Source organism: Novacetimonas pomaceti (assembly GCF_003207955.1).
Lineage (GTDB): Bacteria > Pseudomonadota > Alphaproteobacteria > Acetobacterales > Acetobacteraceae > Novacetimonas > Novacetimonas pomaceti.
The window spans coordinates 41605-62621 of the sequence record NZ_NOXG01000009.1 but is presented as its reverse complement, the minus strand read 5'-3'; the positions used below and the strand labels follow the sequence as shown (position 1 = coordinate 62621).

At 60.0% G+C, this 21017-nt stretch carries 16 protein-coding genes; 4 read left to right on the top strand and 12 right to left on the bottom strand.

All coding sequences use genetic code 11. The features are described 5' to 3' along the window. Window positions 1–179: 179 nt before the first annotated feature. A complete protein-coding gene (locus CFR71_RS09455; RefSeq protein ID WP_165832079.1) occupies window positions 180–3380 on the top strand; it encodes an Eco57I restriction-modification methylase domain-containing protein in 3201 nt (1066 codons plus the stop codon). Window positions 3381–3512: 132 nt separating this feature from the next. Here the strand turns inward: CFR71_RS09455 and CFR71_RS09450 are convergent, their stop codons facing one another. Further along, the gene (locus CFR71_RS09450; RefSeq protein ID WP_110530482.1) at window positions 3513–4475 is read right to left on the bottom strand and encodes a D-2-hydroxyacid dehydrogenase; all 963 of its coding nucleotides are present in this window, start codon (window positions 4473–4475) and stop codon (window positions 3513–3515) included. A 187-nt stretch (window positions 4476–4662) separates the two neighbouring features. Then, entirely contained in the window at window positions 4663–5751 is a 1089-nt protein-coding gene (locus CFR71_RS09445) for a saccharopine dehydrogenase family protein (RefSeq protein ID WP_165832078.1), read from the bottom strand. Between the two features lie 127 nt (window positions 5752–5878). Here CFR71_RS09445 and CFR71_RS09440 point away from each other — a divergent pair, with 127 nt between their 5' ends. After that, window positions 5879–6349, top strand: coding sequence for an Lrp/AsnC family transcriptional regulator (locus tag CFR71_RS09440; RefSeq protein ID WP_165829214.1), 471 nt, complete (start codon window positions 5879–5881; stop codon window positions 6347–6349). Window positions 6350–6358: 9 nt separating this feature from the next. Here CFR71_RS09440 and CFR71_RS09435 read toward each other — a convergent pair whose 3' ends face one another. The 9 genes from CFR71_RS09435 to CFR71_RS09395 form a co-directional block, all read right to left on the bottom strand. Next, the gene (locus tag CFR71_RS09435; RefSeq protein WP_110530530.1) at window positions 6359–7741 is read right to left on the bottom strand and encodes a glucoamylase family protein; all 1383 of its coding nucleotides are present in this window, start codon (window positions 7739–7741) and stop codon (window positions 6359–6361) included. Between the two features lie 222 nt (window positions 7742–7963). Next, window positions 7964–8389, bottom strand: a complete 426-nt coding sequence (locus CFR71_RS09430) for a DOPA 4,5-dioxygenase family protein (protein WP_110530479.1) — start codon at window positions 8387–8389, stop codon at window positions 7964–7966. 66 nt (window positions 8390–8455) lie between these two features. Beyond that, on the bottom strand, window positions 8456–8848 hold the full coding sequence (locus CFR71_RS16525; protein WP_165832077.1) for a hypothetical protein: 393 nt from the start codon (window positions 8846–8848) through the stop codon (window positions 8456–8458). 9 nt (window positions 8849–8857) lie between these two features. Continuing rightward, window positions 8858–9049 (bottom strand): hypothetical protein, encoded by a 192-nt coding sequence (locus CFR71_RS16520; protein ID WP_110559673.1) that lies wholly within the window; start codon window positions 9047–9049, stop codon window positions 8858–8860. Between the two features lie 460 nt (window positions 9050–9509). After that, window positions 9510–10832, bottom strand: coding sequence for a cytochrome c (locus CFR71_RS09415; protein WP_110530476.1), 1323 nt, complete (start codon window positions 10830–10832; stop codon window positions 9510–9512). Continuing rightward, entirely contained in the window at window positions 10825–12462 is a 1638-nt protein-coding gene (locus CFR71_RS09410) for a GMC family oxidoreductase (RefSeq protein ID WP_110530475.1), read from the bottom strand. Before CFR71_RS09410 ends, CFR71_RS09415 begins: the two co-directional genes overlap by 8 nt. Before the next feature lie 20 nt (window positions 12463–12482). Further along, window positions 12483–13091 carry a sorbitol dehydrogenase family protein gene (locus tag CFR71_RS09405; RefSeq protein ID WP_110530474.1) on the bottom strand — a complete coding sequence of 203 codons (609 nt, stop codon included), beginning with the start codon at window positions 13089–13091 and terminating at the stop codon, window positions 12483–12485. A gap of 364 nt (window positions 13092–13455) precedes the next feature. Then, a complete protein-coding gene (gene hpxZ, locus CFR71_RS09400) occupies window positions 13456–13842 on the bottom strand; it encodes an oxalurate catabolism protein HpxZ (protein WP_275405110.1) in 387 nt (128 codons plus the stop codon). Between the two features lie 319 nt (window positions 13843–14161). Continuing rightward, window positions 14162–15859 carry an alpha-keto acid decarboxylase family protein gene (locus tag CFR71_RS09395; protein WP_110530472.1) on the bottom strand — a complete coding sequence of 566 codons (1698 nt, stop codon included), beginning with the start codon at window positions 15857–15859 and terminating at the stop codon, window positions 14162–14164. Between the two features lie 562 nt (window positions 15860–16421). Here CFR71_RS09395 and CFR71_RS09390 point away from each other — a divergent pair. Then, entirely contained in the window at window positions 16422–17678 is a 1257-nt protein-coding gene (locus CFR71_RS09390) for a carbohydrate porin (RefSeq protein WP_338065930.1), read from the top strand. 43 nt (window positions 17679–17721) lie between these two features. Beyond that, entirely contained in the window at window positions 17722–19473 is a 1752-nt protein-coding gene (gene dld / locus CFR71_RS09385; protein ID WP_110530471.1) for a D-lactate dehydrogenase, read from the top strand. 169 nt (window positions 19474–19642) lie between these two features. Here the strand turns inward: dld and CFR71_RS09380 are convergent, their stop codons facing one another. After that, complete coding sequence (locus tag CFR71_RS09380; RefSeq protein ID WP_239019278.1) at window positions 19643–20860, bottom strand: MFS transporter; 1218 nt, start codon at window positions 20858–20860, stop codon at window positions 19643–19645. Window positions 20861–21017: the final 157 nt, after the last annotated feature.

Sequence of the window (21017 nt, the reverse complement as noted above, 5' to 3'; positions counted from 1 at the left end):
CTGTTCTCCCAGTTCCAAAAGGTTGCCTGTTCCCGAACGGGAAAGGATAGGTCATTGTTGCATGCGAAGGGAGGGGCAGGGCGATGGCCCCGGCCGCGCAGGCGGGAATTCCAATCTTGTCACCTGCCGCGTGTCAGGCGATGAAAGCCTCTTTCCCATTGCCATCTTGCAGGAAGACAATGCCATCCCCGTCCATGATCGCCACAGAGGTCCAGCCACCCGAAGGCGCGGATGTGACAGCCGGGGAAGAACAGGACGAACTCGTCCCACAATCGCGGAACTGCCTGCGCGAAGGGGCCAGAAACGCGATCATCATTCTTGGCCAGGGCGTGCTGGACGCGGATCCGGCGCTGCGTGAGCAGGGCAGGACGGACCATCTGGTCCTCTCCGCCCTGTTTGACGAACTGCTGCGTGCCGTCTGTCGCCTTGTTTTCCTGACCTGTCTCGAGGCGCGCGACCTTCTGGTTTCCCGGACAGGAACAGAAAAGGACCGGCGGCACGCAAGCATCCTTTACTGGCTGGAACGTGCCACTTCCATCGATGCTTCCGACATGGAACATGACGGGTGGGCCAGCGTGGCGACCCTGCTGGCGGATCTTGAAACGGGCAATGCGGGGTGCGGGATTCCGGCGCTGGGCGGCGGTTCGCCTTCGGGGGGAATGTCCATTCTGGGGACGGCGCGCATTGCCAATACCCGTTTCCTTTCGGCCCTTCACGGCCTCGGCGGCACGGACTGGCGATCCCTGAAAAGTGGCGAACTGGGAACGCTTTATGAAAGCCTTCTGGAACTACGTCCGTATATCGGGGCGGACGGAAGCTTCGGTCTGGATGGCAGGCGGCGGGGGGGCGAGCGACGGATATCAGGAAGCTATTATACACCGGACAGCCTTGTGGAGGCCCTGCTCGACAGTACGCTCGAACCCGTCATGAAACGGGCGGAGGCGGCTGGCGGGGCGGAAGCCATTCTCGCCCTTCGCGTGATTGATCCGGCCTGCGGGGCGGGACATTTCCTGCTGGGGGCCGCGCGGCGCATGGCCCGTCGTGTTGCATTCCTTCGCGCGCCCGACACGCCGGATTTTCGCACGGCACTTCGCGATGTCGTCTCGTGCTGCATTCATGGGGTGGACTGTAACCCCATGGCGGTCGAACTTGCGAAAATGGCGCTGTGGCTTGAAACGGGCATGCCGGGACATCCCCTGTGTTTCATGGATGCGAATATACGCTGCGGTGACGCGCTGCTGGGCATCCTTGATATGGGCGCCCTGGAAAAGGGCGTGCCAGATGCGGCGTACAGGCCACTGACGGGTGATGATCCCGCCGTCTGCCGGCATTACCTGCGATTGAACCAGCGCGCGCGCTCCGAAATGCAAAGCCCTGTGTTTCAGCCATCGGTCGCGTCCGCCAGCATGGCGCTGGCGGCAATCAAGGCCTTGCCCGAGACGACATGGGAACAGGTGGCATGCAAACGCCGCCGGTTCGGGGAGTGGTGGGGCAGAATGTCACGTTCCGCCTTTCATGTGGCCTGCGATCTTTATGTCGCGGCTTTCCTGCGGCCACGTAACCACCTGTCCCCTGCCGATGCCGGCCCGACCACGGCGGATGCGTGGTCCGGGCTGGCCTGGCAGGATGTTTCCCGTGATTGCGAATATGGGGCGGTGGATATCGCCCGACAGGCGCATGCCCTGCATTGGCCGCTGGTGTTCGCGGATGTCATGGACGGGCGGGGGGGCTTTGACGTTGTGATAGGCAACCCGCCATGGGAAGTCATGCAATTGCAGGAAGAGGAATATTTCGCTGCCCGCGCGCCTGAAATCGCGGCCCTGAAAGGTGCCGCGCGCAAGGCCGCGATTGGCGGACTGAAGGCCACCCGTCCCGACCTGTTCCGCGGGTTTTCCAATGCGCGGCGCCAATTTGACGCCATGAACGCCTTTGCCCGCGTCAGTGGCCGTTTTCCCCTGACCGCGCGGGGCAGGGGAAATACCTATGCCCTGTTTGCCGAACTGTTCCTGACGATTGTCCGCCCGGAGGGGCGCGCGGGGCTTATCGTGCCGACCGGCATCGCGACCGATGCCATGACCGCGCCCTTTCTGTGTCACCTGATGCGTGAAAGGCGTCTGGCCCAACTGCTGGATTTTGAAAACAGTGCACCATTTTTCACCGATGTTCACCGCAGTTTCAAATTCTGCCTGCTGAGCATGGGCAATGAAACCGGGGCGGCGCGCTTTGCCTGCTTCCTGAACGACCCACGGCAGGCACGCGATACGCGACGCCATTTCAGCCTGACCGCCGAAGAAATCGCGCGGATCAATCCCGATACGAATACCATGCCGGTCTTCCGCTCCAGCGCGGATGCCGAACTGACGGCCGGCATTTACAGTCGTGTTCCTGTCTTCATCGATGAGGCGGGCGGGATCGCGGGAAACCCCTGGGACATCGAATTCAGGCAGGGCCTGTTCAACATGACGAGCGACAGTGGCCTTTTCCGTAACGCCCTTCAGTTACGTGCTGGTGGCTGGCGGCGCGAGGGTACGGACTGGGTGCGTTCCGACAGGGCGGGGCAGGGGGAGGAATTACGTTATCTTCCGCTGTACGAAGCAAAAATGGGATCATTCTACGATCACAGGCATGCGGGGTATGGACGGCGCAAGGGCGAACGTGGTCATCGCGTCCTGCCCGAAACCACGCAGTGCGAACATTGCGATCCCGGTTTCGAGATTACGCCGCATTACTGGGTCCGGCAGGAGGACGTCATACGCAAAACGGGAAACCGGACTGATCTGTCAGCATTTTTCGGATTCCGCAATATCATGTCCCCCACGAATGAACGCACGTTCATCTGCAACCTTCTGCCGCCGTGGGGGGTGGGGAACAGCATGACGGTCATGTTTCCGCGCGGGAACTGGACCGATCATAAAATGGCCTGCCTGATCGCCAATCTTTCGTCGCTACCCTTTGATTTCGTATGCAGGCAGAAAGCAGGCGGCGTTAACCTCAATTTCTTTATCGTGCGGCAGCTTCCCGTCCTGCCTCCTTCTTCATACGGTCCCGATGCCCTGCAATTCATCCTCCCGCGTGTGGTGGAACTGACATATGCCAGCCATGTCATGTCGGGCGTTGCACGGGATTTTGGTTATGACGGAGGGCCGTTCCCATGGAATGAGGACCGACGCGCATGGCTGCGGGCGGAGCTTGATGCGTGGTACGCCCGGGCCTATGGCCTCAGTCGCCGGCAACTGGAATATGTCCTCGATCCCCATGACGTGATGGGTCATGATTATCCGTCACAGACCTTTCGCGTCCTGCGCAAGAACGAGATCGCGGCCTATGGGGAATACCGGACCCGTCGTCTGGTGCTGGCGGCCTATGACCGGCTGGCATGAACTGCCAGGATGCGTCCCCTGCCCGGAGATTGTTTGAAGGCAGCGCCAAAATATAAAAGTTTCTGGGTGCTGCCTTTTTTAAAAAGGCAGCGTCTTCTTGTGATTTCAGGAATTTTCCGAAAAACTTCTGTTTCAGACAATCATGTTTGTCATCGGACCACCGGTTTTGAGCGCGGCAAGATTCCTGAGCAGGATATCAACGACATTGCGTTCATAGAACTGGGTTTCGCCCGCCGTATGGCCCGTCATGACCAGATTGGGCCGTGACCATAGGGGGGAGGAGGCGGGCAGCGGTTCCTCGTCATAGGTATCGAGGGCCGCGCCCGCGATGCGGCCTGTGTCGAGGGCATGGATCAGGGCGGCTTCCTCGACCACCGCTCCACGCGCCACGTTGATGAGACATGCGTCACGCTTCATGGCGGCGAAGGCCGCAGTGTTGATAAGGTGATGCGTCTGTGGCGTCAACGGGCACGTCAGGATGACGTAATCCGCATCCGCCAGTCCTTCATGCAGGCGGTTCATGGTGATTTGCCGCACGCCTGCGACATCAAGCGGACGGGCGCTGTGCCGGGCGCCGCTGACATTCATGCCCAGCGCCTGGCACAGCCGTGCAAGGCGATCGCCAATCGTGCCCATGCCGACGATCAGGACATTCTTTTCCGACAGTTCCTGCAGGCGTGGGCGCGGATCGGTGCCGGTGGTGGACCATCGGCACATTTTCTGGTTGTCACGTGCTTCGTACAGCCGCCTGGCAAGGCTGAGCATCAGGGCCAGCGCATGTTCCGCCACCGCACTGGCATTCGCGCCGCGTGCATTGCACAGATGGACACCGCGTGCCTTCAGCCGGTTCAGGTCGAACTGCTCCACCCCGGAACTGATGGACTGGATCAGGCGGAGACGGGGGGCGATTTCCAGAAGGTCATTTTTCCACAGCATGGAAATGACAAGTATTTCTGCATCCGCGATGATCTTTTTCAGGTCATCCAGCGTCGTCACCTGAATGCATGGTGGTGCCGAGGGACGTTTTTCAAGTTCGCGGCGGATATCGTAATACGAATGCGCGGCATAAATGCACGGGATCTGGTCGTGGGGCATGACGGGCAGGCAATCCGCAATCTGGCGGGTGCTGGCGCATATGGAACCAGCCCCGGTTCGCCGGCACCTCATATGGGGGAAGGGCAGTATGTTGCGATGCTATATCGAACCCCACCCCGGTTCAATATGGCGGAAAGAAGTGGGCAGCGGGATGCGTCCGCTGCCCGGGAAAAGACACCAGGGCCTGTTACTGCCTGCCGTCCTGATAGAATTTTCCGAACCGGTTTTCCAGGAACTGCGACAGGGCGATATCTTCCTGCAGCACCAGCCCGGATGTCGGAATCTTGCCTTCGGCCAGCAGGTCGAGCACGGCGCAGATCGCGCCCGCCGTCGTGATCTGGATGCCGGTGCGCGGGCGGCCATTGACGGTCGCGCCATGGATCGCGCGCACGAACGTTTCCTGCGTCAGGCGCCCGTCGCGCTGGCCCGACACGGTGATGAGGATGACAATGACATCCTGCGTCGTCACGGGCAGGGCGTGTTCGAATATCGACTTGATGACATCGCGGCGTTCCGCCAGGCGAAGGTCATTCAGCAGGACCTTCATGATCGCGGCATGACCCGGATAGCGGATCGTGCGGTAATTCAGTTCCCGCACCCGGCCGTCATAGGTATCGCACAGCGATCCCAGCCCGCCGGAGGTATTGAAAGCTTCATAAGTCACGCCATCGATGGTGACGGTTTCCAGCCCCTCCAGCGCGGGCACCAGGCGGCGCTTGCCCCCGACGATGGCCTCGCAGGGTTCGATATATTCGTTGATGACGCCATCCGTGCTCCACGTCAGGTTGTAGCCCAGCGCGTTGGTGGAATATTCCGGCAGCGCCCCGACACGCAGCTGGATCGTGTCCACGCTGTCGAAACGGCGCGCGATGTCATGCGCGACGATGGAAACGGCACCCGGCGCCAGTCCGCACTGCGGGATAAATGCGACGGAGGGAGCAGTGGCGGACAGTTCACGCACGACCTTGGTGCTGGCCACGTCTTCCGTCAGGTCGAGGTAGTTGACGCCCGCGGCGGCGGCGGCGCTGGCGATGGTGGTGGTCAGGTGGAACGGGGCGGCCGAAAGGACGGCGAAACAGCCCTTCAGAAGGCCCGGCAGGACGTCAGGCGTGCTCAGGTCGGCGGTAACGCGATTGACCGTGTCAGGCACGTCCGCGCCCGCAAGCGTGTTTGCATCGCGATCGGTCAGCGTAACGGCGTAATCGCCCGTGCTGGCAAGAAAATCTGCAATGGTGGACCCGATGTTCCCGGCTCCGATAACAAGTATTTTCCGCATGACCATCCTCGGCATGATTGTGGGATCAGACCCATTGATCAGACAAAGCCCGGATGTCGGCAGCAAGCCGAGGATAGACGGCAGATAGGGCTTTTATTTCGGCATAATGTTGACCATGATCGGCACTATGCACATCGACGCCACCGATCGCCTGATTCTGTCCCTGCTGGAGGAAAATGCCCGCATGTCCACGGCGGAACTGGCCCGTCGTGGCGGCCTGTCGCGCACGACCGTGCAGAGCCGGATCGAAAGGCTGGAGCGCGGGGGCGCGATTGCGGGATACGCGGTGGTGATGGGGGCGGCGGCGCGCGATGCGATCCGGGCGCATGTGATGATTACGCTCACGCCCCGTCATGTGGCATCGGTGGAAGACGCACTGCGGCAGTTTCCGGAAATCCGGGAACTGCATGCCGTCAGCGGGCATGTGGACATGATCGCCGTGGTCGGTGCCCAGACGACAGAGGCGATCAATGACGCCATCGACCGGATCGGCATGCTGCAGGGGGTGGACCGCACGAATTCGGTTATCGTACTGTCCACGCGCATCGCACGTCAGGGACCGGCCACGGGTTCCCTGACGCGACACCGGACGAGGTAGCCCGGCGGTTCAGTGCAGGGGCATGGCCTGCGCAACCCTGGCGGGGGCAGGGGCATTCGATAGCCATCCGCCTTGGAATCCCGCGCGCTGCAGGCCGGCGCGGATATAGGGGTTGCGCTTCATGGTGTTCCACACCAGTCCCGTGCGCCAGTTTTCGATCATCAGCAGGATCGGCCCCTGATCGATCCCCAGATATTCATTATCTGACCAGAACGACTTCCCATCCCGGAAACTGGGATTGAAGGCGTCCACGAAACCGTATTTTCCATAGATCCTGCTGCCGTAACGGGTCTTCATGTCATGAAGGGTCGGCAGCACGATTTCGGGTGCAAAGGCAATGGAACCGACAGCGGCGGTCGGGGCGATGGTCCCATCATCCTGTGTATAGTCGCGTCCCGCCCCCCGCGCGGAATAGGACAGGTAATGCCGGTCCTGCCCGTCCATCTGCTGCGTGGTCTCGCCCGGCCCGTCACAGGCCGTCAGCCCCCACATGGTCGGACCGTAATCCCGCCATTTCCCCGGATTGGCAATGGCATAGGCACGTTGCGCATAGACCGCGCGGCGGCTGTTTTCGAAATAATCAATCTGTTTCTGATGCGCCCAGTCATCCTGTATGCCACGGAAATCAATCCATGCGTGACTGTACTGATGACCGAACAGGGGGGCGAAATTCAGGAAGGTCTGCCCGTAATAATCGCCCCAGCGGCGGTCATTGGTGGCAAGCCACGCCTGCCATGACGTCGGTTCCAGCGAGAAGGTGGGCGACCCCAGCCCGAGGATATAGACCATCATCCCCTCGCTGTAGCCTTCCCAGTAGCTGGCGATGAACTGGTGCTCGGGGCTCCATCCCATGCTGAGCCGGTTGTCGGGACGACGTATCCACCGCCAGTTGACCCGCCTGTAAAGCTGGTCTGACAGGTCGCGGATTTCGTGTTCCTGCGGCGTGTCGCGGTCGTAGAAGGACTGTGAAAACAGGACGCCCTGCATCAGCAGCGCCGTATCGATGCTTGAAAGTTCGATATCGCGGTTCAGTCGCAGGCCGTCCGACTTCTTCAGGAAATGATAATACAGGCCCTGATAACCCGTTGCATTGTCTTCGCTATCGTTTTGTGGGGAGCGCAGCAGATAGCGCAGGGTGGAAATGGTGCGCGTCACGGCCTGTTCCCGGGTGATGTATCCGCGCGTCGCCCCGATGCCATAGGCCGTCAGTCCGAAACCTATCGAGGCCACGCTCGCCTGCGTCTGCGCGGAAGGATACCTGTCAGGAACCAGGCCGGACGCCGGATCGGCTGCGTCCCAGAACCATTGAAACGTCCGGTGTTCCAGATCATCAACCAGCGCCGCATCGGTGGCCGTGGTAACCGCCATGCCGTGCGATGTCGTGGCTTTCATGCCCTCCGCATCGAGGGCATGGGCAGGAACCGGCAGGGCAGACAGCAGTGCGAGGGAAAGGAATGCCGATATGAACGAGGGGATGGTACGCCGTTGATCCGTCTTCGGACAAAGCAATGTCTTGTCTCCCGGCCTTTGATTCGCCGGTATTTATGGCGGGTTGTCCGCTTCGATGGCAATCCCGGTTCGGTTTCTTTTTTTGCTTGTTACAAAAGATGCGAATCAGGACACAGGGGGCAGGTCCGGCGTCGTGTTCACTGGCCCCGCCATGTCGGCATGTTCCTGCGTTTCGGGCAGGCGCTCGGGAAGCAGGGCGAGGGGGGTGCCAAGCCACAGGCTGTCCTCGACATGGTCGCGACGGGGATGGGTGGTATTGGGATGCACCAGGATGCTGAGGCCGTTTCGATTCAGCATGAGCCATGGCACGAGGGTCGCGAACAGGGCGGTTTCAAAGGCGACCTGAAACATGCTGGCACGATGCGGTCCCACCGGTGCCTCGTGAACGCGGCCCAGCCGGACGGAAAAACGCCGCGCCAGCGCCGTCCGTAGCGCAAGCGCGTGGGATGCCGTAGCAGGCGAGAAATAGACATGCGCGTGATAGCTGGCGATTTCATCAACGGACCTGGGGGAAAAGCTGGTATCGGGCATGTCTGTCGTTCCTGCGCCATTGTGGTGGCCGTTCCACCTTCCGGTATTCGACGTGGTGGCCGGAAATCATATATTGACGCCAATATAACAGGGCATGCTTGCCAGCACGACAGGCATGCGCAAGATGTTGTGATCGCGTCGGGAAACCGACGCACCATAACCGGAGGTCACGCCATGCGGCATCATTCTGTCCAGCTTGCAGTTCCACTGGCGCTTTTCCTGATGGGAACGGCCGTCGTGTCCACATCGGCATGCGCGGCAGGTTCGCCATACATCCAGATGGCCCAATGGGGCGGGGGACCGCAGCAGCAGCAACAGATGCAGCAGATGCAGGAACAGTTCCGCCAGCAGCGCGAGCAGCTTCGCCAGCAGCGCGAGCAGCTTCGCCAGCAGCGTGAACAGATGCGTCAGCAGACGGAACAGCAGCGCCAGCAGATGGAAGATCAGTATCGTCAGCAACAGGACCAGCTACGCCAGCAGGCGGACCAGATGCGTGGTCAGCCCAACGCCGGGTTCCAGCTGCAGCAGCGCCAGCAGCAGATCGAAATGCAGCGTCAGCAACAGATGCAGCAGTTGCAACAACAACAGCAGCAGCAGCAGATGCAGTTGCGCCAGCAGGCCGAACAGATGCGTCAGCAGCAGATGCAACAGATGCAGCAACTGGGCGGACAGGGGTGGAACGGGCAGCAGTGGAATAACCAGGAATGGGGAAACTGGTAAACCTGTAAGGAAAGACCTTGTCCGCTGGTCGGGCAACCAGTGTGTCATCAGGCACCGGGTTGTTTGAAAACAATCCATTTGTGAAAAGTTTTTGGATGCTGCCTTATTTTAAAAAAAGCAGCATCCTTTGCTACTGTTTCAAGAAGCCGTCTGAAAAGGCAGGCCCGGTAATACAGGGAAATTACAAGAAGTTTTTGGTGAAGCTTTTTTCAAAAAGCTTCGAAAGACATCACCTTTTTGAAAAAAGGCGACACCCAAAAACTTTTATTATTTTTTATCGGCAGGTCGTTTTCAAACAGCCTTGTTAGGCTGTGGAAAGGGTCAGAAAAAAGAACGCCATATCCATTCGTGGTGAAATACCAGAACGGATATGGCGTTCATATTGGATCTTGCGAAACAGTCAGGGGGTCTTGGCAATATCCTTGCGCAGTTTTGCAACCTGTTCAGGTGTTGCCGCATGATCGCCACTGCCAAAGGTCGTCATGACGTAATTGGTGACGCTTGCGATTTCACTATCGCTCAGGCGCTGCACGTCAGAATCATGATCGAACCCCGGCATATGGACATGCTGCCCATCTGCGGTCCTGTCCACGCCGTTCAGGATCGTCATGATCAGGTTGTCCGGACGTCCTGCCCCCGTAACGGAATTATGGAACAGGGAAGGCGCATAATGATCGCTGGTTCCCGCACCGTTGGGGCCGTGGCACGCCGCGCAGTTCGCGTCATAGATATACTGCCCGCTCATTTCCGACAGGTCGTCAATTCGGGTCAGATCGCCACTGCGCACATCAGCGGCCTCAACCGGCTGGCCAAAGCTTTCACGCGGTTTATGCTCGGTACTGTCTTCTTTTGCCGGGACCTGAAGGATATACGCCGCCAGCGCATGCAGATCCGCATCGGTCAGGTGGCTGGTGCTGTGTTCAACCGCCTCGCCCATCGGTCCGGCGGCCTGACTCAGCCCGTCCACGTGACCCGTGTGAAGATACTGCACGAGGGTGTCCTCGCTCCAGTTCCCGATCCCGCTTGTCTTGCTCGACGTGATGTTGGGGGCATACCAGCCAACCAGCGGCGCGCCAGCAAGGTAGCTGTCCTGCTCCTCGCTCAGCATCATGTTGCGCGGGGTATGGCAGGTGCCGCAATGCTCAAGGGCGTTCGCGAGGTAACGGCCCCGGCGCATCTTGTCGAAAGTGGCGGAATCGCCGCTTTCAGGCGGGGTATTGCTTGCCAGCATGTTCCATGCCGCCATGGCGACGCGCATGTTGGCGGGAAAATTGAGCGAGGTCGCAGGCGGGGTGACGGCAACCGGCTTTACACCGTGCATGAACCACGCATACAGCGCCTTGACGTCGCCATCCGTCAGCCCGGAATAGGAAACATACGGCATGGCGGGATAGAGGTGGCTGCCGTCACGGCGGATGCCCTGACGCAGGCTCTTTTCAAAATCCTCTTCCGTGTATTTTCCAATCCCGTGGTCGGGATCGGGCGTGATGTTGGTGGAAACCACATCGCCCATCGGTGTGGCGATTTTCAGCCCCCCCGCGAAAGGCTTGCCGCCCGGCGCCGTATGACAGGCCACGCAGTCGCCCGCGGTGGCCAGATACTCGCCACGTGCCAGAAGATCCGCCGGGGCGTCATCGGCATGGGCCAAAGACGCCGGCAGCGAAGCGAAAGCGGTTCCCGCGGCCAGAACGGACCACAGGATGTTGCGCGTGATATCAGGCATGGACGAGTTCTTTTTTCAGCGTATCGGCGACACGCAATGCAAGTGCCGCCACCGTCAGGGTGATATTGCCGGTTCCGACCGAAGAGAAGACCGACGAACTCGCCATGAACAGGTTTTCGTGGTCATGGGTGCGGCAGAACCCGTCCACCACGGAATCCTTGGGATCGGTTCCCATGATGGTGCTGCCCGCGGGATGGTCCTGGGGGAAGTAGCCGGGCGTCCACTGTTCATCCGTGCCGTGCATCAGGCCGATCAGTTCACGGAACATGCCACGGGTATGTTCGCAGCTTTTGACGGTATATTCAGGAAGCTTGTAATAGACTTCGGGATGCGGGATCCCCAGGACATCCTTGTGCGTCTGGCTCAGCGTCAGGCGGTTTTCGGGATCGGCAATCCCTTCGTTATGGCTGAAGAGGCGCACGGTATGGGAGGCGAGGTAACGGATCTGCTCTTCCAGTTCGCGTCCGACATAACCCTTTGAAATCGCAAGCGCCGTGGCGAGATCAACCTGATTGTCATCCACCATGTGCACCAGATAGGCGCCACGGGTGTTGCGCCAGTCGCCGTCGCGGAAATTGTCGATGACGTTGGTTTCCAGCGGGCCACGACCCGGCCACAATGCCTTGTCCCCGCTGATGAAGCTGACCTGGACGCCGGTATGGTCCATCATGTTGCGCCCGACATGGCCGGAACTGTTGGCAATGCCATCAGGGCTCTGGTCATCGGCGGAAACCAGCAGCAGTTTCGCGGTTTCGATGCAGTGCGCCGCGATGACGAAATACTTGCCCGTGACGCGATGGCTGCCCTTGTCCGGATCATAGTAATGGACGGCTGTCACGCGCTTGTTGGCACTGTCGCGTTCGATCCTGTAAACCACAGCGTTGGGCACGAACTTCGCGCCTGCCGCTTCGGCATGGTAGACGGAATAGCTGCCGTTATACATGGCCCCGATGGGACAGATCGGCATGCAGTTGTTATGCCCCTCGCACGTCGGACGGCTGTCATACGGGCGGGTGTTGCGGGCCTGCGGCTCGTGCACGACCCGCCACGGGGTCTTTTCGCTGATCAGCTGGCGGAACTGCCGCGCGGCATAGGAAATCGGCAGGGCTTCCATGGGATAGGGCTGCTTGCGCGGCGATCCCAGATCCTCCACCGACGGGTGGGGACCGCATACGCCCATCATGACCTCGGCCTGATAGTAGAAGGGTTCGAGGTCATCGTATTTGAGGGCCCAGTCGCGTCCCTGCCCGTACCGGGTCTTCAGCTCGAAATCGGAGGGGAGGTAACGCCACGCGCATCCGGCCCAGTGCCATGTCGTGCCCCCCATCATGCGCAGGTACACCTGCTGGTAGGCCTCGGCATCAGGGCCGGTGGTGTGGAGGTATTCGTTCGGCGTGATCTGGTTGGGGGGATGAATTGCCCACGGGACGGAAGGGAAAGGCCCCTGGTAAGAAGGCTTGTTTTCCAGATTGCGGAAATTTTCCACGAAATGCTGCCGGTCGACCCGGGGGCCAGCCTCCAGCACGATCACGGAAATGCCGGCACGGGCCAGCTCATTGGCGATGGAACTGCCCGCGACGCCGGAGCCGACGATCACGACATCCGCAGAGAGGGATTGTTCGGAAGACATGGATAAGGACGCTCCGGCTGTCAGGTGGGTTCCACGACGAATGTGGAGGGCGAAAGGGCGGGCTCGCCGGTCGGAAGCGCCACTTCCGGCGGGGTCTTGGTCCAGTAGAACGGGCCACCGCTGGCATAGGTCTTGGGATAGACGGCGTCTTTCGTGATGTCGAACATCAACGCGGAGCGATAGACAACCACCTTGTGATCCGCAAGGCCGCGATACCAGCCGGTCATGATGTCATGAATGGCGTCCTTCAGCCCCGGATCGGCCTGTTCGGCGGCGCGCGCCAGTTCCCTTGCACTGGTGAAGCTGTTTTTCGTCATCAGTTCATGCAGCTGATTGACCTGGTCACGCCGCGTGGGCACCGCATGGACAATGCCCATGAATAGCGCATGCCCGATCCGTGGGTCCAGCGTGTCGCGATCCGTCAGGCGCTGCGACACGGTCATGAATGTGGCGATATCCGCGTCGTCGGGCGTGGCGGCGAAAACATTACCGGTGCCGGAGACCAGCGCGGCCCCCATGCCCGCAAGCAGGACATCGCGCCGGGACATCCGCATCAGCCGGTTCAGGCGCGCGCTGTTGGGGGTGGAAAGATGAATGTCAGCAGGAAAACAGCGCTGGTCTGTAGCCATGTAGCGTCGCCTCTCGAGGACGTTTGGTCCAGCCGGATATGCCGGGTCATGGCATGGCCGTACGGGGTGTAGTTAAATTAGCGATAACGCCATTCCGTTCGCTCCGGCAACCTTTGACCTACTCGTCTTTGGAATGGCTGCCTCGCGGGGCTTGGATGAAATAGGTGAAATACAGGGTATGGATAAAAGGAAAAAATAGCGGAAAACATGGGTTCTGGACCATTTTGCATGGCGTGAGGGCAAGAATATTTCGCGTTAAACGGAAATATGACATCTTGTTTCCGCAAAAGATGCATGCGTGATGGTGGTTTCGTTGCGCATTGTGGCTGGTTTCATTCACGCGGGCCACGCCATGACTGTATCGTCAGGAAATGTCCGCCATCAGCGAAACATGTGCCGCGATGACTTTCCATCCATCCGGCGTGCGGATCCATGTCTGGCTCTGCCGTCCGATACGGGTGCTTCCGACGCGCTGGAATTCCAGGTCAACTGTTCCGACATCCGGCCCGATTGCCGTGATGACACGCCGCAATACGGTGCGTGGTGGCGACCCGCCTGTCCGGGCACGGCGGAAGGCGGCGATTTCATCCGCCCCGTACAGGTTTTCGCCCACCCCGTACCGAACGGTTTCGGGACCGTCATAAAACAGGCGGTCAAGGGTTTCGAGGCGGTTTTCCCCCAGCGCCGTTTCATACAGGTCCGACATCGCAGTGATTTCGCTGACAGTCGCGGGGTCGTTCAGAACTGGCACGGATTTATCTTTCGATCGTGGAAACCGGGCGACCACGCGAAATGACCGGACAAGACGGGATCGGCCCTGCCAACCTATTGCCAGAAGGCTTCGCCGATTGTCCAGTGTCGGGAGCGTGAGGCACGCAATCATGCCAGTCCAGAGGGCATCGAAAGACATCACCTTTTTGAAAAAAGGTGACGCCAAGAAACTTTATTGTTTTTATATGAAAATATTCTGTTTCGGGAGATGAGAAGAAAGGAGGATTCATTTCCTCCTTTCTTCTCTTCCGTGACCTTGGGAAATACAAATAAATGCCATCCGGATGTATGGACTGCTTTTATTCTGCGTTTCTGGGGGGACGTGCATTTGCCGTGGCGACACGCCGTCCCCATGAAATCAGTTCACTGGTGCAGTCATCGCGGTCAATCTGACATTCGATCAGGGTGGGGCCGTCATGGTTTTCCAGCGCGGTGGCGATAGCCGCCGCCAGTTCGCCCCCCGTGCGCGCGCACAGGCCGCGTCCCTTGCCGTCTTCGGCGTTGAAGACCTCCATCAGGCCGGCATAGTCCCAGTTCTTGATATTGTTGTACGGACCATCGTGGATCTCGACCTCGATCGTATATCCCCTGTTATTGACAAGGAAAATTATGACCGGAAGTTTCAGTCGCACCATCTGCGCCACTTCCTGTGCCGTCAGCTGGAATGAACCGTCACCCACCATCGTGATGATCCGGCGTTCCGGTGCGGCGACCGCATAACCGAATGTCGCGGGGATGGACCAGCCGATATGGCCCCACTGCATCTCCAGCTCCACGCGCGCGCCCTGCGGCAGGGTCATGCGCATGGCATTGAACCAGGAATCCCCGGTTTCGGCCAGAACGGTGGTCCGCGGCGTCAGAAGCGCCGAAATCTGGCGCGCCATTTCCGCGCGGACCAGCTTTGCCTTCGGATCGGCGGGGGGCTGGGGGGCGGGTTCGCGCGCAATGCGCCTGTATTCGACCAGTGTCGCCGGCCGGCTGACCTCTCCCCTGATGCGCGCTGTCAGCGCCTGGAGATAGTCGCGAAGGTGGATGCCGTCGAAGCTGCTGTTGCCCACTGTCACCTGGTGTGTATCGGCCAGCAGCACGTTCTCGCCCTTTGGCCATGCCGTCCAGCCGGCAGTGGAATAATCGTTGAAGACGGGGGCAAGGGCGATGATGCCGTTGGACCAGTCCATTACCTCCCGCACGCCGGCGCTGCTGGCGTCGCCCCAGAAGGTGCCGATATAGTTGGGATCATTTTCGGGATAGAAGCTTTTTGCCGCCGCCATGGTCGCAACCGCGCATCCCAGCGTCGTTCCCAGCTGCCGTGCCTGATCCTCGGCCCCTGCCGCGCGTAACCTGCTTCCGACCAGCAGGGATACCTTTTCGCGCGTCCGAAGGAATTCGACCGTTGCGCTGACAGCCGCCTCCAGCGTGTCGGGGTCGCTGGGAATATCATGCATCAGTGCGCTGACAGGACCTGGGGCGGCGCAGGGGGCTGCGGACACATTGCATGCGATTTCGATATAGGCTGGCTTCTTTTCACGCAGCGCGGTGCGGATCGCATGATCGATCAGCGCCGGGGCCTCGGTCGCGGACGTGATGGAGACGGCGGCACAGGTCAGGCGTTTCGCGATTTCCAGCTGGTAGGAATAATCCGGCGTGCCGATCGTGTGGTGCAGGATATGCCCACTGCCGATATCGTTGGAATTGGGCGCGCCCGAAATCAGGATGACCGGCAGGTTTTCGGCATAGGCCCCGCCAATGGCGTTGAGCGCCGACAGCGCGCCGACGCTGAAGGTCACCACGGCGGCCCCCGCGCCGTTCGCGCGGGCATAGCCTTCGGCGCTGAAGCCGCAGTTGAGTTCGTTGCAGCAATAGACCTGCCGCAGCCCGTCAATTTCCAGAAGCTGGTCCAGCAGGACGAGGTTGTAATCCCCCGCGACCGCGAAGTGATCCTTCAATCCGATCTGGGCCAGTCGCGTGCCAAGGTACCGTCCGACGGTATAGGTCATGCTTCATGCTTTCTGTCTGCGTGTTCCGGAATTCGGGGGGAATGGCACCGTATGCCCATGGGACGACAGCGTCAGGCAACCCGAAATACATATTTTTAAGTCGCAAGTATTTATAAAAAGGACAATGACGGAATACGCATCACTCTCTTTTCTTTTTTCTTTAGGTAACGAAGGCGTCAATCCCTTTTTCGTGTGTTGCTGAATCGAGAAATGCGATTTTAAAAGCCATTTTATGATTCGCCTTCTGAAAATAATGAAGCGCGCCTATATCAATGGATTATATGATTTATACAAAATAGGACTCGCTGGTTCACTTGCAAGTTCCTGTTTTTCCTATTCTCCATCTCTGGCGCAGCCTTCATTTGCGAACAGCAATGTTCAGAAACCTCTTCACGCCCATGCTGTACTGCATGACGATGAACCTGTTGCCGCGCCAGAACGGGAACCGGGGCAGGAACACAAACAGGCCGGCAGGCATGCCTCGGTTTCGACGCGGCTCAATACTATTTTCAAGACGGAAGGCCTGTCGATCCTGCTGAACAATCGCGAGGACGCCCTGCGGGTGCGTGACCTGTCGGCGGGATATTATGCCGCGTCCGAGGCGCCGGGACACATCCTGCCGCAGATCGGTGCCTTTCGCTCCCGCCTGCAACGCTATGGCGTGGCGTTCCAGTTTACGTACAAGGGCGAGGCCATGGCCGATGTGGGTGGCGGCATATCACGCGGCATGGATTATGTGCATGAGCTGACATTGCAGACCCAGTTCGACCTTGGCCGCCTGTTCGGGCTGAATGGCTGGACGGTGCATACGCTGCTGATGGAACGGGTGGGGCGCGAAGTGTCCCATGACCGGGTTGGCGATTACAATATCAGCCTGATGGAAGTGTACAGCCTGTCTGGCCATTCCGTCGCGCACCTGACGGACATGTACGCGCAGAAATCCTTTCTGGGGAATACGGTCGACCTTGCATTCGGGCGCATGGCGCTGACGCATGTGTTCTCCACGTCGCCCTTGCTGTGCAGTTTCATGATGACCTGTTCCGCTCCCGTCGCCATCAAGCTTGATGCGGGCTTCAGCGTCTATCCCAAGGCGACGTGGGGGGGTAGGGTGCGGCTGCGTCCCACGCGCGATACGCTTCTGCAGGTGGGGGCATACAATGTCAGCCCCCTGAACGAGGATATCAGCGGCTGGGCCTGGGCGGGCGAGAAAAGCACGGGCCTGATGCTGCCGGTCGAATTTACGTGGCAGCCCTTTCTGGGGCCGCGACGGCTGCCCGGCCATTACGTCCTGGGGTTCGCACACGATACGACCCGCTATGCCGACAATCTGGGAAGTGTACCCGCCGGTACCGCGCGGGCGCATGCGGGGGAGGCGCGCGATACGTTCTATCTGGAGGCCGACCAGATGATTTATCGAAAAGGCGGCACCAACCAGATGGCGGGCGGGTATGTGCTGGGTGGATATATCCATAATACGCCTGACGTTTCCGTCATATCGGATGAATTCTATATCGGGTCGTCCCTGCTTGGCATCATTCCCTACCGTCCCCATGACCGTTTCGGGGTGATGTATTCCTATTACCAGATCAGCCCCCGCACCACGGAGGGACAGCGCCTGCGCATGGATGCGGGACTGCTGCCGGGGGGATATGCCAATGGTCCGCAGACGCATGCCGCCGTGCTGGAGGCCTATTACGGTGTCCCGGTCTATCCCGGCATCCTGGTCCAGCCAGAGTTCCAGTACATGATGCGCCCGGGGGAAACCTCGCGCATTCCCAATGCAGAGGTCGTGGGCCTGAAAGTCATCGGCACCCTGTAGGCAGCCCGCCGTAAGTTCCCCGCAACAGAAAGAAGAAACCGCCATGTTCGGAGCCCTGATATCCCGCTTTTCCCGCGCCCGTCACTCCGGCGACCCCGACACGCCCTTCGTGGCGCAACTGCGCCAGATCGTGGGGGATGCGCATGTCCTGACGGACCCGGCCCAGACATTGCCATTCCGGCGGGGATTCCGCTTCGGACTGGGAAACGCGCTTGCCGTGGTGCATCCCGGCTCGCTGGTGGAGCAGTGGCGTGTCATCCAGGCCTGCATGAAGGCGGACAAGATCGTGCTGATGCAGGCGGCGAATACCGGCATTACCGGTGGTTCCACCCCCGATGGCAACGATTATGACCGCGATATCGTCATCATCAGCGGCATGCGGATGAAAAAGATATTCCTGATCGGTGGCGGACGCCAGGTCGTCTGCCTGCCCGGCGCCACGCTGGACCAGCTTGAACGCACACTGGCCCCCATCGGGCGTGAACCGCATTCGGTCATCGGATCGTCATGTATCGGGGCCGCGGTATTTGGTGGCGTCAGCAACAATTCTGGCGGTGCCCTGGTACAGCGCGGGCCGGCCTTTACACAGATGTCGATCTTCGCGCAGGCCGATGAACAGGGTAACCTGCACCTTGTCAACCATCTGGGCATTGAACTCGGTTCCACGCCGGAAGAGATACTTGGCAACCTCGACCGGGGCGTCATCGCCGAAAATGCGATCAACTGGAAGGCGGGCAAGGGGCATGATGACGACTATGCCACGCATGTCCGCGATGTGGAGGCCGATACCCCAGCGCGCTACAACGCCGATCCGGCGCGCCTGTTCGAAGGGGCAGGGTGCGCTGGGCGCATGGCCCTGTTCGCGGTCCGGCTTGATACCTTCCCGGCGCAACGCAACCCGTCGGTCTTCTACATCGGGACGAACAATCCAGATGAACTCGAAGAAATCAGGCGGCATATCCTGACGTCGTTTTCCGAACTGCCGATCGCGGGCGAATACATCCATCGTGATGCGTTCGATATTGCCGAGGAATATGGCAAGGACACGTTCCTGATCATCCGCGCGATCGGCACCCGCCGCCTGCCCATGCTGTTCGCGCTGAAAAACCGCTTCGACCGCCTGACGGAGCGGGTTCCTTTCCTGCCCGGCAATATGAGCGACCGGATCCTTCAGTTTCTCAGCAGGCTTTTCCCCAGACATCTTCCCAAGCGCATGTATGAGTATCGGGACCGCTTCGAACATCATCTGATGCTCAAGGTCGGCGCGGAACTGGCGGGCGAGGCACGCGCGTTCCTCGACAGTTTCTGCGCGCGAAGCGGGACCCGCTATTTCGCCTGTACGCCCGATGAAGGGGCGAAGGCCTTCCTGCACCGTTTCGCGGCGGCGGGGGCGGCGATCCGTTATCGCACGACGCATCACCGCACGGTGGAAAACATCGTCGCACTGGATGTCGCGTTGCGGCGGAATGATCGCAACTGGTCCGAAACGCTGCCGTCGGAGCTTGATCGCAGGCTGATCGTAAAGCTCTATTACGGGCATTTCCTGTGCCATGTTATGCATCAGGATTATATCGTGCGAAAAGGCAATGACTGCACCGCGATCGAGACGCAGATGCTCGGGCTTCTTGACGCAAGGGGCGCGCGTTATCCGGCGGAGCACAATTATGGCCACCTGTATGCCGCGCCGCCTGCGTTGCAGCAGCATTATCGCAGCCTTGACCCGTGCAACTGCTTCAACCCCGGCATCGGCAAGACCACGAAGCGCAAGAACTGGAAGGCCGAAAGCGTAGCCTGACCGTTATTGCGGGACGGCCCATGCTTCATGAAAGAGAAAGAGACGCCCTGACGGGGGGGGGGGGGGCGTCACCCCGTCAGGGCGTTTGTGACGCGTATGGAAAGGCCTGCCGAGACTGGCGCGGGCGCGTGGAAAACGGCCATCCACGCGGCGCCTGACCGGGCCCGGGTCAGGAATGGAGGTGTTCAGATGGGGCGGAGGTCGCGGCCATTGTGGAACGGGGGCGTATCGTATCCCTGGACTGGAAATGCTGCGCCAGAAGCACCAGCCCGAAACCGATGGCGGCAAAGCATGCCGCAAGGATGGGCAGGCCGGCGTAAGACCAGTGGGTGCCCACCACCACGCCGCCAGCCCACGCCCCGATGGCATTGCCGAAATTGAAGGAGCTCTGGTTCATGACGGCCGCGATATTGGGCGCCGATCCGGAACAGGTCACCACATAGGTCTGTAACGGGGCCATCGGGGCATAGATGAACACTCCCCACAGGAACAGCAGCGCAAGGCAGCTCCAGACATGCAGGCTGCCGGGTGCCAGGCAGAGCTGCACCAGCGCCACGGCCGCCATCAGCCCGGCGCACGAAGGCAGCATCTTCCAGTCCGCCAGGCGCCCGCCCAGCAGATTGCCAAGGCACAGCCCCCCGCCGATCATCAGCAGCACGCCGTCGATCACATGCGGCGTCAGGCCGGTACGGACCTGCAGGAAGGGTGAAATATAGGTAAACAGGGAAAACATGCTGGAGGAGGTGCACATTGACACCAGCATCATCGTCACGACCAGCGGCTGCGTCATGGCGCGGAACTGTTCACGCAGCCTGATGGGGGTTGCGGCTTTTCCATCCTGTGGGATCCATATCCACATCGTTCCCAATGCCACGATGCCGATGCCGCAGATCAGCCAGAACGCCATGCGCCACGTGGTCATCTGTGCCACCACCGTTCCCAACGGCACGCCGAGGATCATGGCAAGCGTCAGGCCGATATAGACGAGGGAGAGGGCCTCGGCCCGTTTTTCCGGTACGACAAGCTGGGCCGCCATGATGGAGGCCGCGCCATAGAACGTTCCATGGGAAAATGACGTCAGGACGCGCGCCGCCATCAGGAACCAGTATCCACCCGCGATGGCGCTGCAGGCATTGCCCGCGATGAAGATGGCCATCATCAGCAAAAGCGTATCGCGACGGGAAAAACTGTTGGTCAGCACCGCCACCAGCGGGGAGGCTATGGTCACGCCGATCGCATAGCCGGACACCAGAAGGCCCGCCTGTGCGATCGTGACATGCAGGTCGCTTGATAACTGGGGCAGCAGCCCCATGACAATGGTTTCCGTGGTGCCAAGGCCAAAAGCCCCGATTGCAAGGGCCAGCAGAGCAACAGGCAAGAACTCCATCCTTTTCGATGAGGGGCATGCAGTACGGGGGATATCCGCGTTTCATGGGTTTTTCATACCGGGCATGACCGCGCCAGTGCTGCCAAGGGGCTTCTGATCTTCCTGATTTACCATTGCCGTCTGGTAAAAAACCTGAATGAACCTGCATCACGCATGA

What these genes read in the sequence shown, in the direction of transcription:
- CFR71_RS09455 (WP_165832079.1), top strand. Translation starts at nt 180, where the DNA reads ATGCCATCCCCGTCCATGATCGCCACAGAGGTCCAGCCACCCGAAGGC.
- CFR71_RS09450 (WP_110530482.1), bottom strand. Translation starts at nt 4,475, where the DNA reads ATGCCCCACGACCAGATCCCGTGCATTTATGCCGCGCATTCGTATTAC.
- CFR71_RS09445 (WP_165832078.1), bottom strand. Translation starts at nt 5,751, where the DNA reads ATGCGGAAAATACTTGTTATCGGAGCCGGGAACATCGGGTCCACCATT.
- CFR71_RS09440 (WP_165829214.1), top strand. Translation starts at nt 5,879, where the DNA reads ATGCACATCGACGCCACCGATCGCCTGATTCTGTCCCTGCTGGAGGAA.
- CFR71_RS09435 (WP_110530530.1), bottom strand. Translation starts at nt 7,741, where the DNA reads ATGAAAGCCACGACATCGCACGGCATGGCGGTTACCACGGCCACCGAT.
- CFR71_RS09430 (WP_110530479.1), bottom strand. Translation starts at nt 8,389, where the DNA reads ATGCCCGATACCAGCTTTTCCCCCAGGTCCGTTGATGAAATCGCCAGC.
- CFR71_RS09415 (WP_110530476.1), bottom strand. Translation starts at nt 10,832, where the DNA reads ATGCCTGATATCACGCGCAACATCCTGTGGTCCGTTCTGGCCGCGGGA.
- CFR71_RS09410 (WP_110530475.1), bottom strand. Translation starts at nt 12,462, where the DNA reads ATGTCTTCCGAACAATCCCTCTCTGCGGATGTCGTGATCGTCGGCTCC.
- CFR71_RS09405 (WP_110530474.1), bottom strand. Translation starts at nt 13,091, where the DNA reads ATGGCTACAGACCAGCGCTGTTTTCCTGCTGACATTCATCTTTCCACC.
- CFR71_RS09395 (WP_110530472.1), bottom strand. Translation starts at nt 15,859, where the DNA reads ATGACCTATACCGTCGGACGGTACCTTGGCACGCGACTGGCCCAGATC.
- dld (WP_110530471.1), top strand. Translation starts at nt 17,722, where the DNA reads ATGTTCGGAGCCCTGATATCCCGCTTTTCCCGCGCCCGTCACTCCGGC.
- CFR71_RS09380 (WP_239019278.1), bottom strand. Translation starts at nt 20,860, where the DNA reads ATGGAGTTCTTGCCTGTTGCTCTGCTGGCCCTTGCAATCGGGGCTTTT.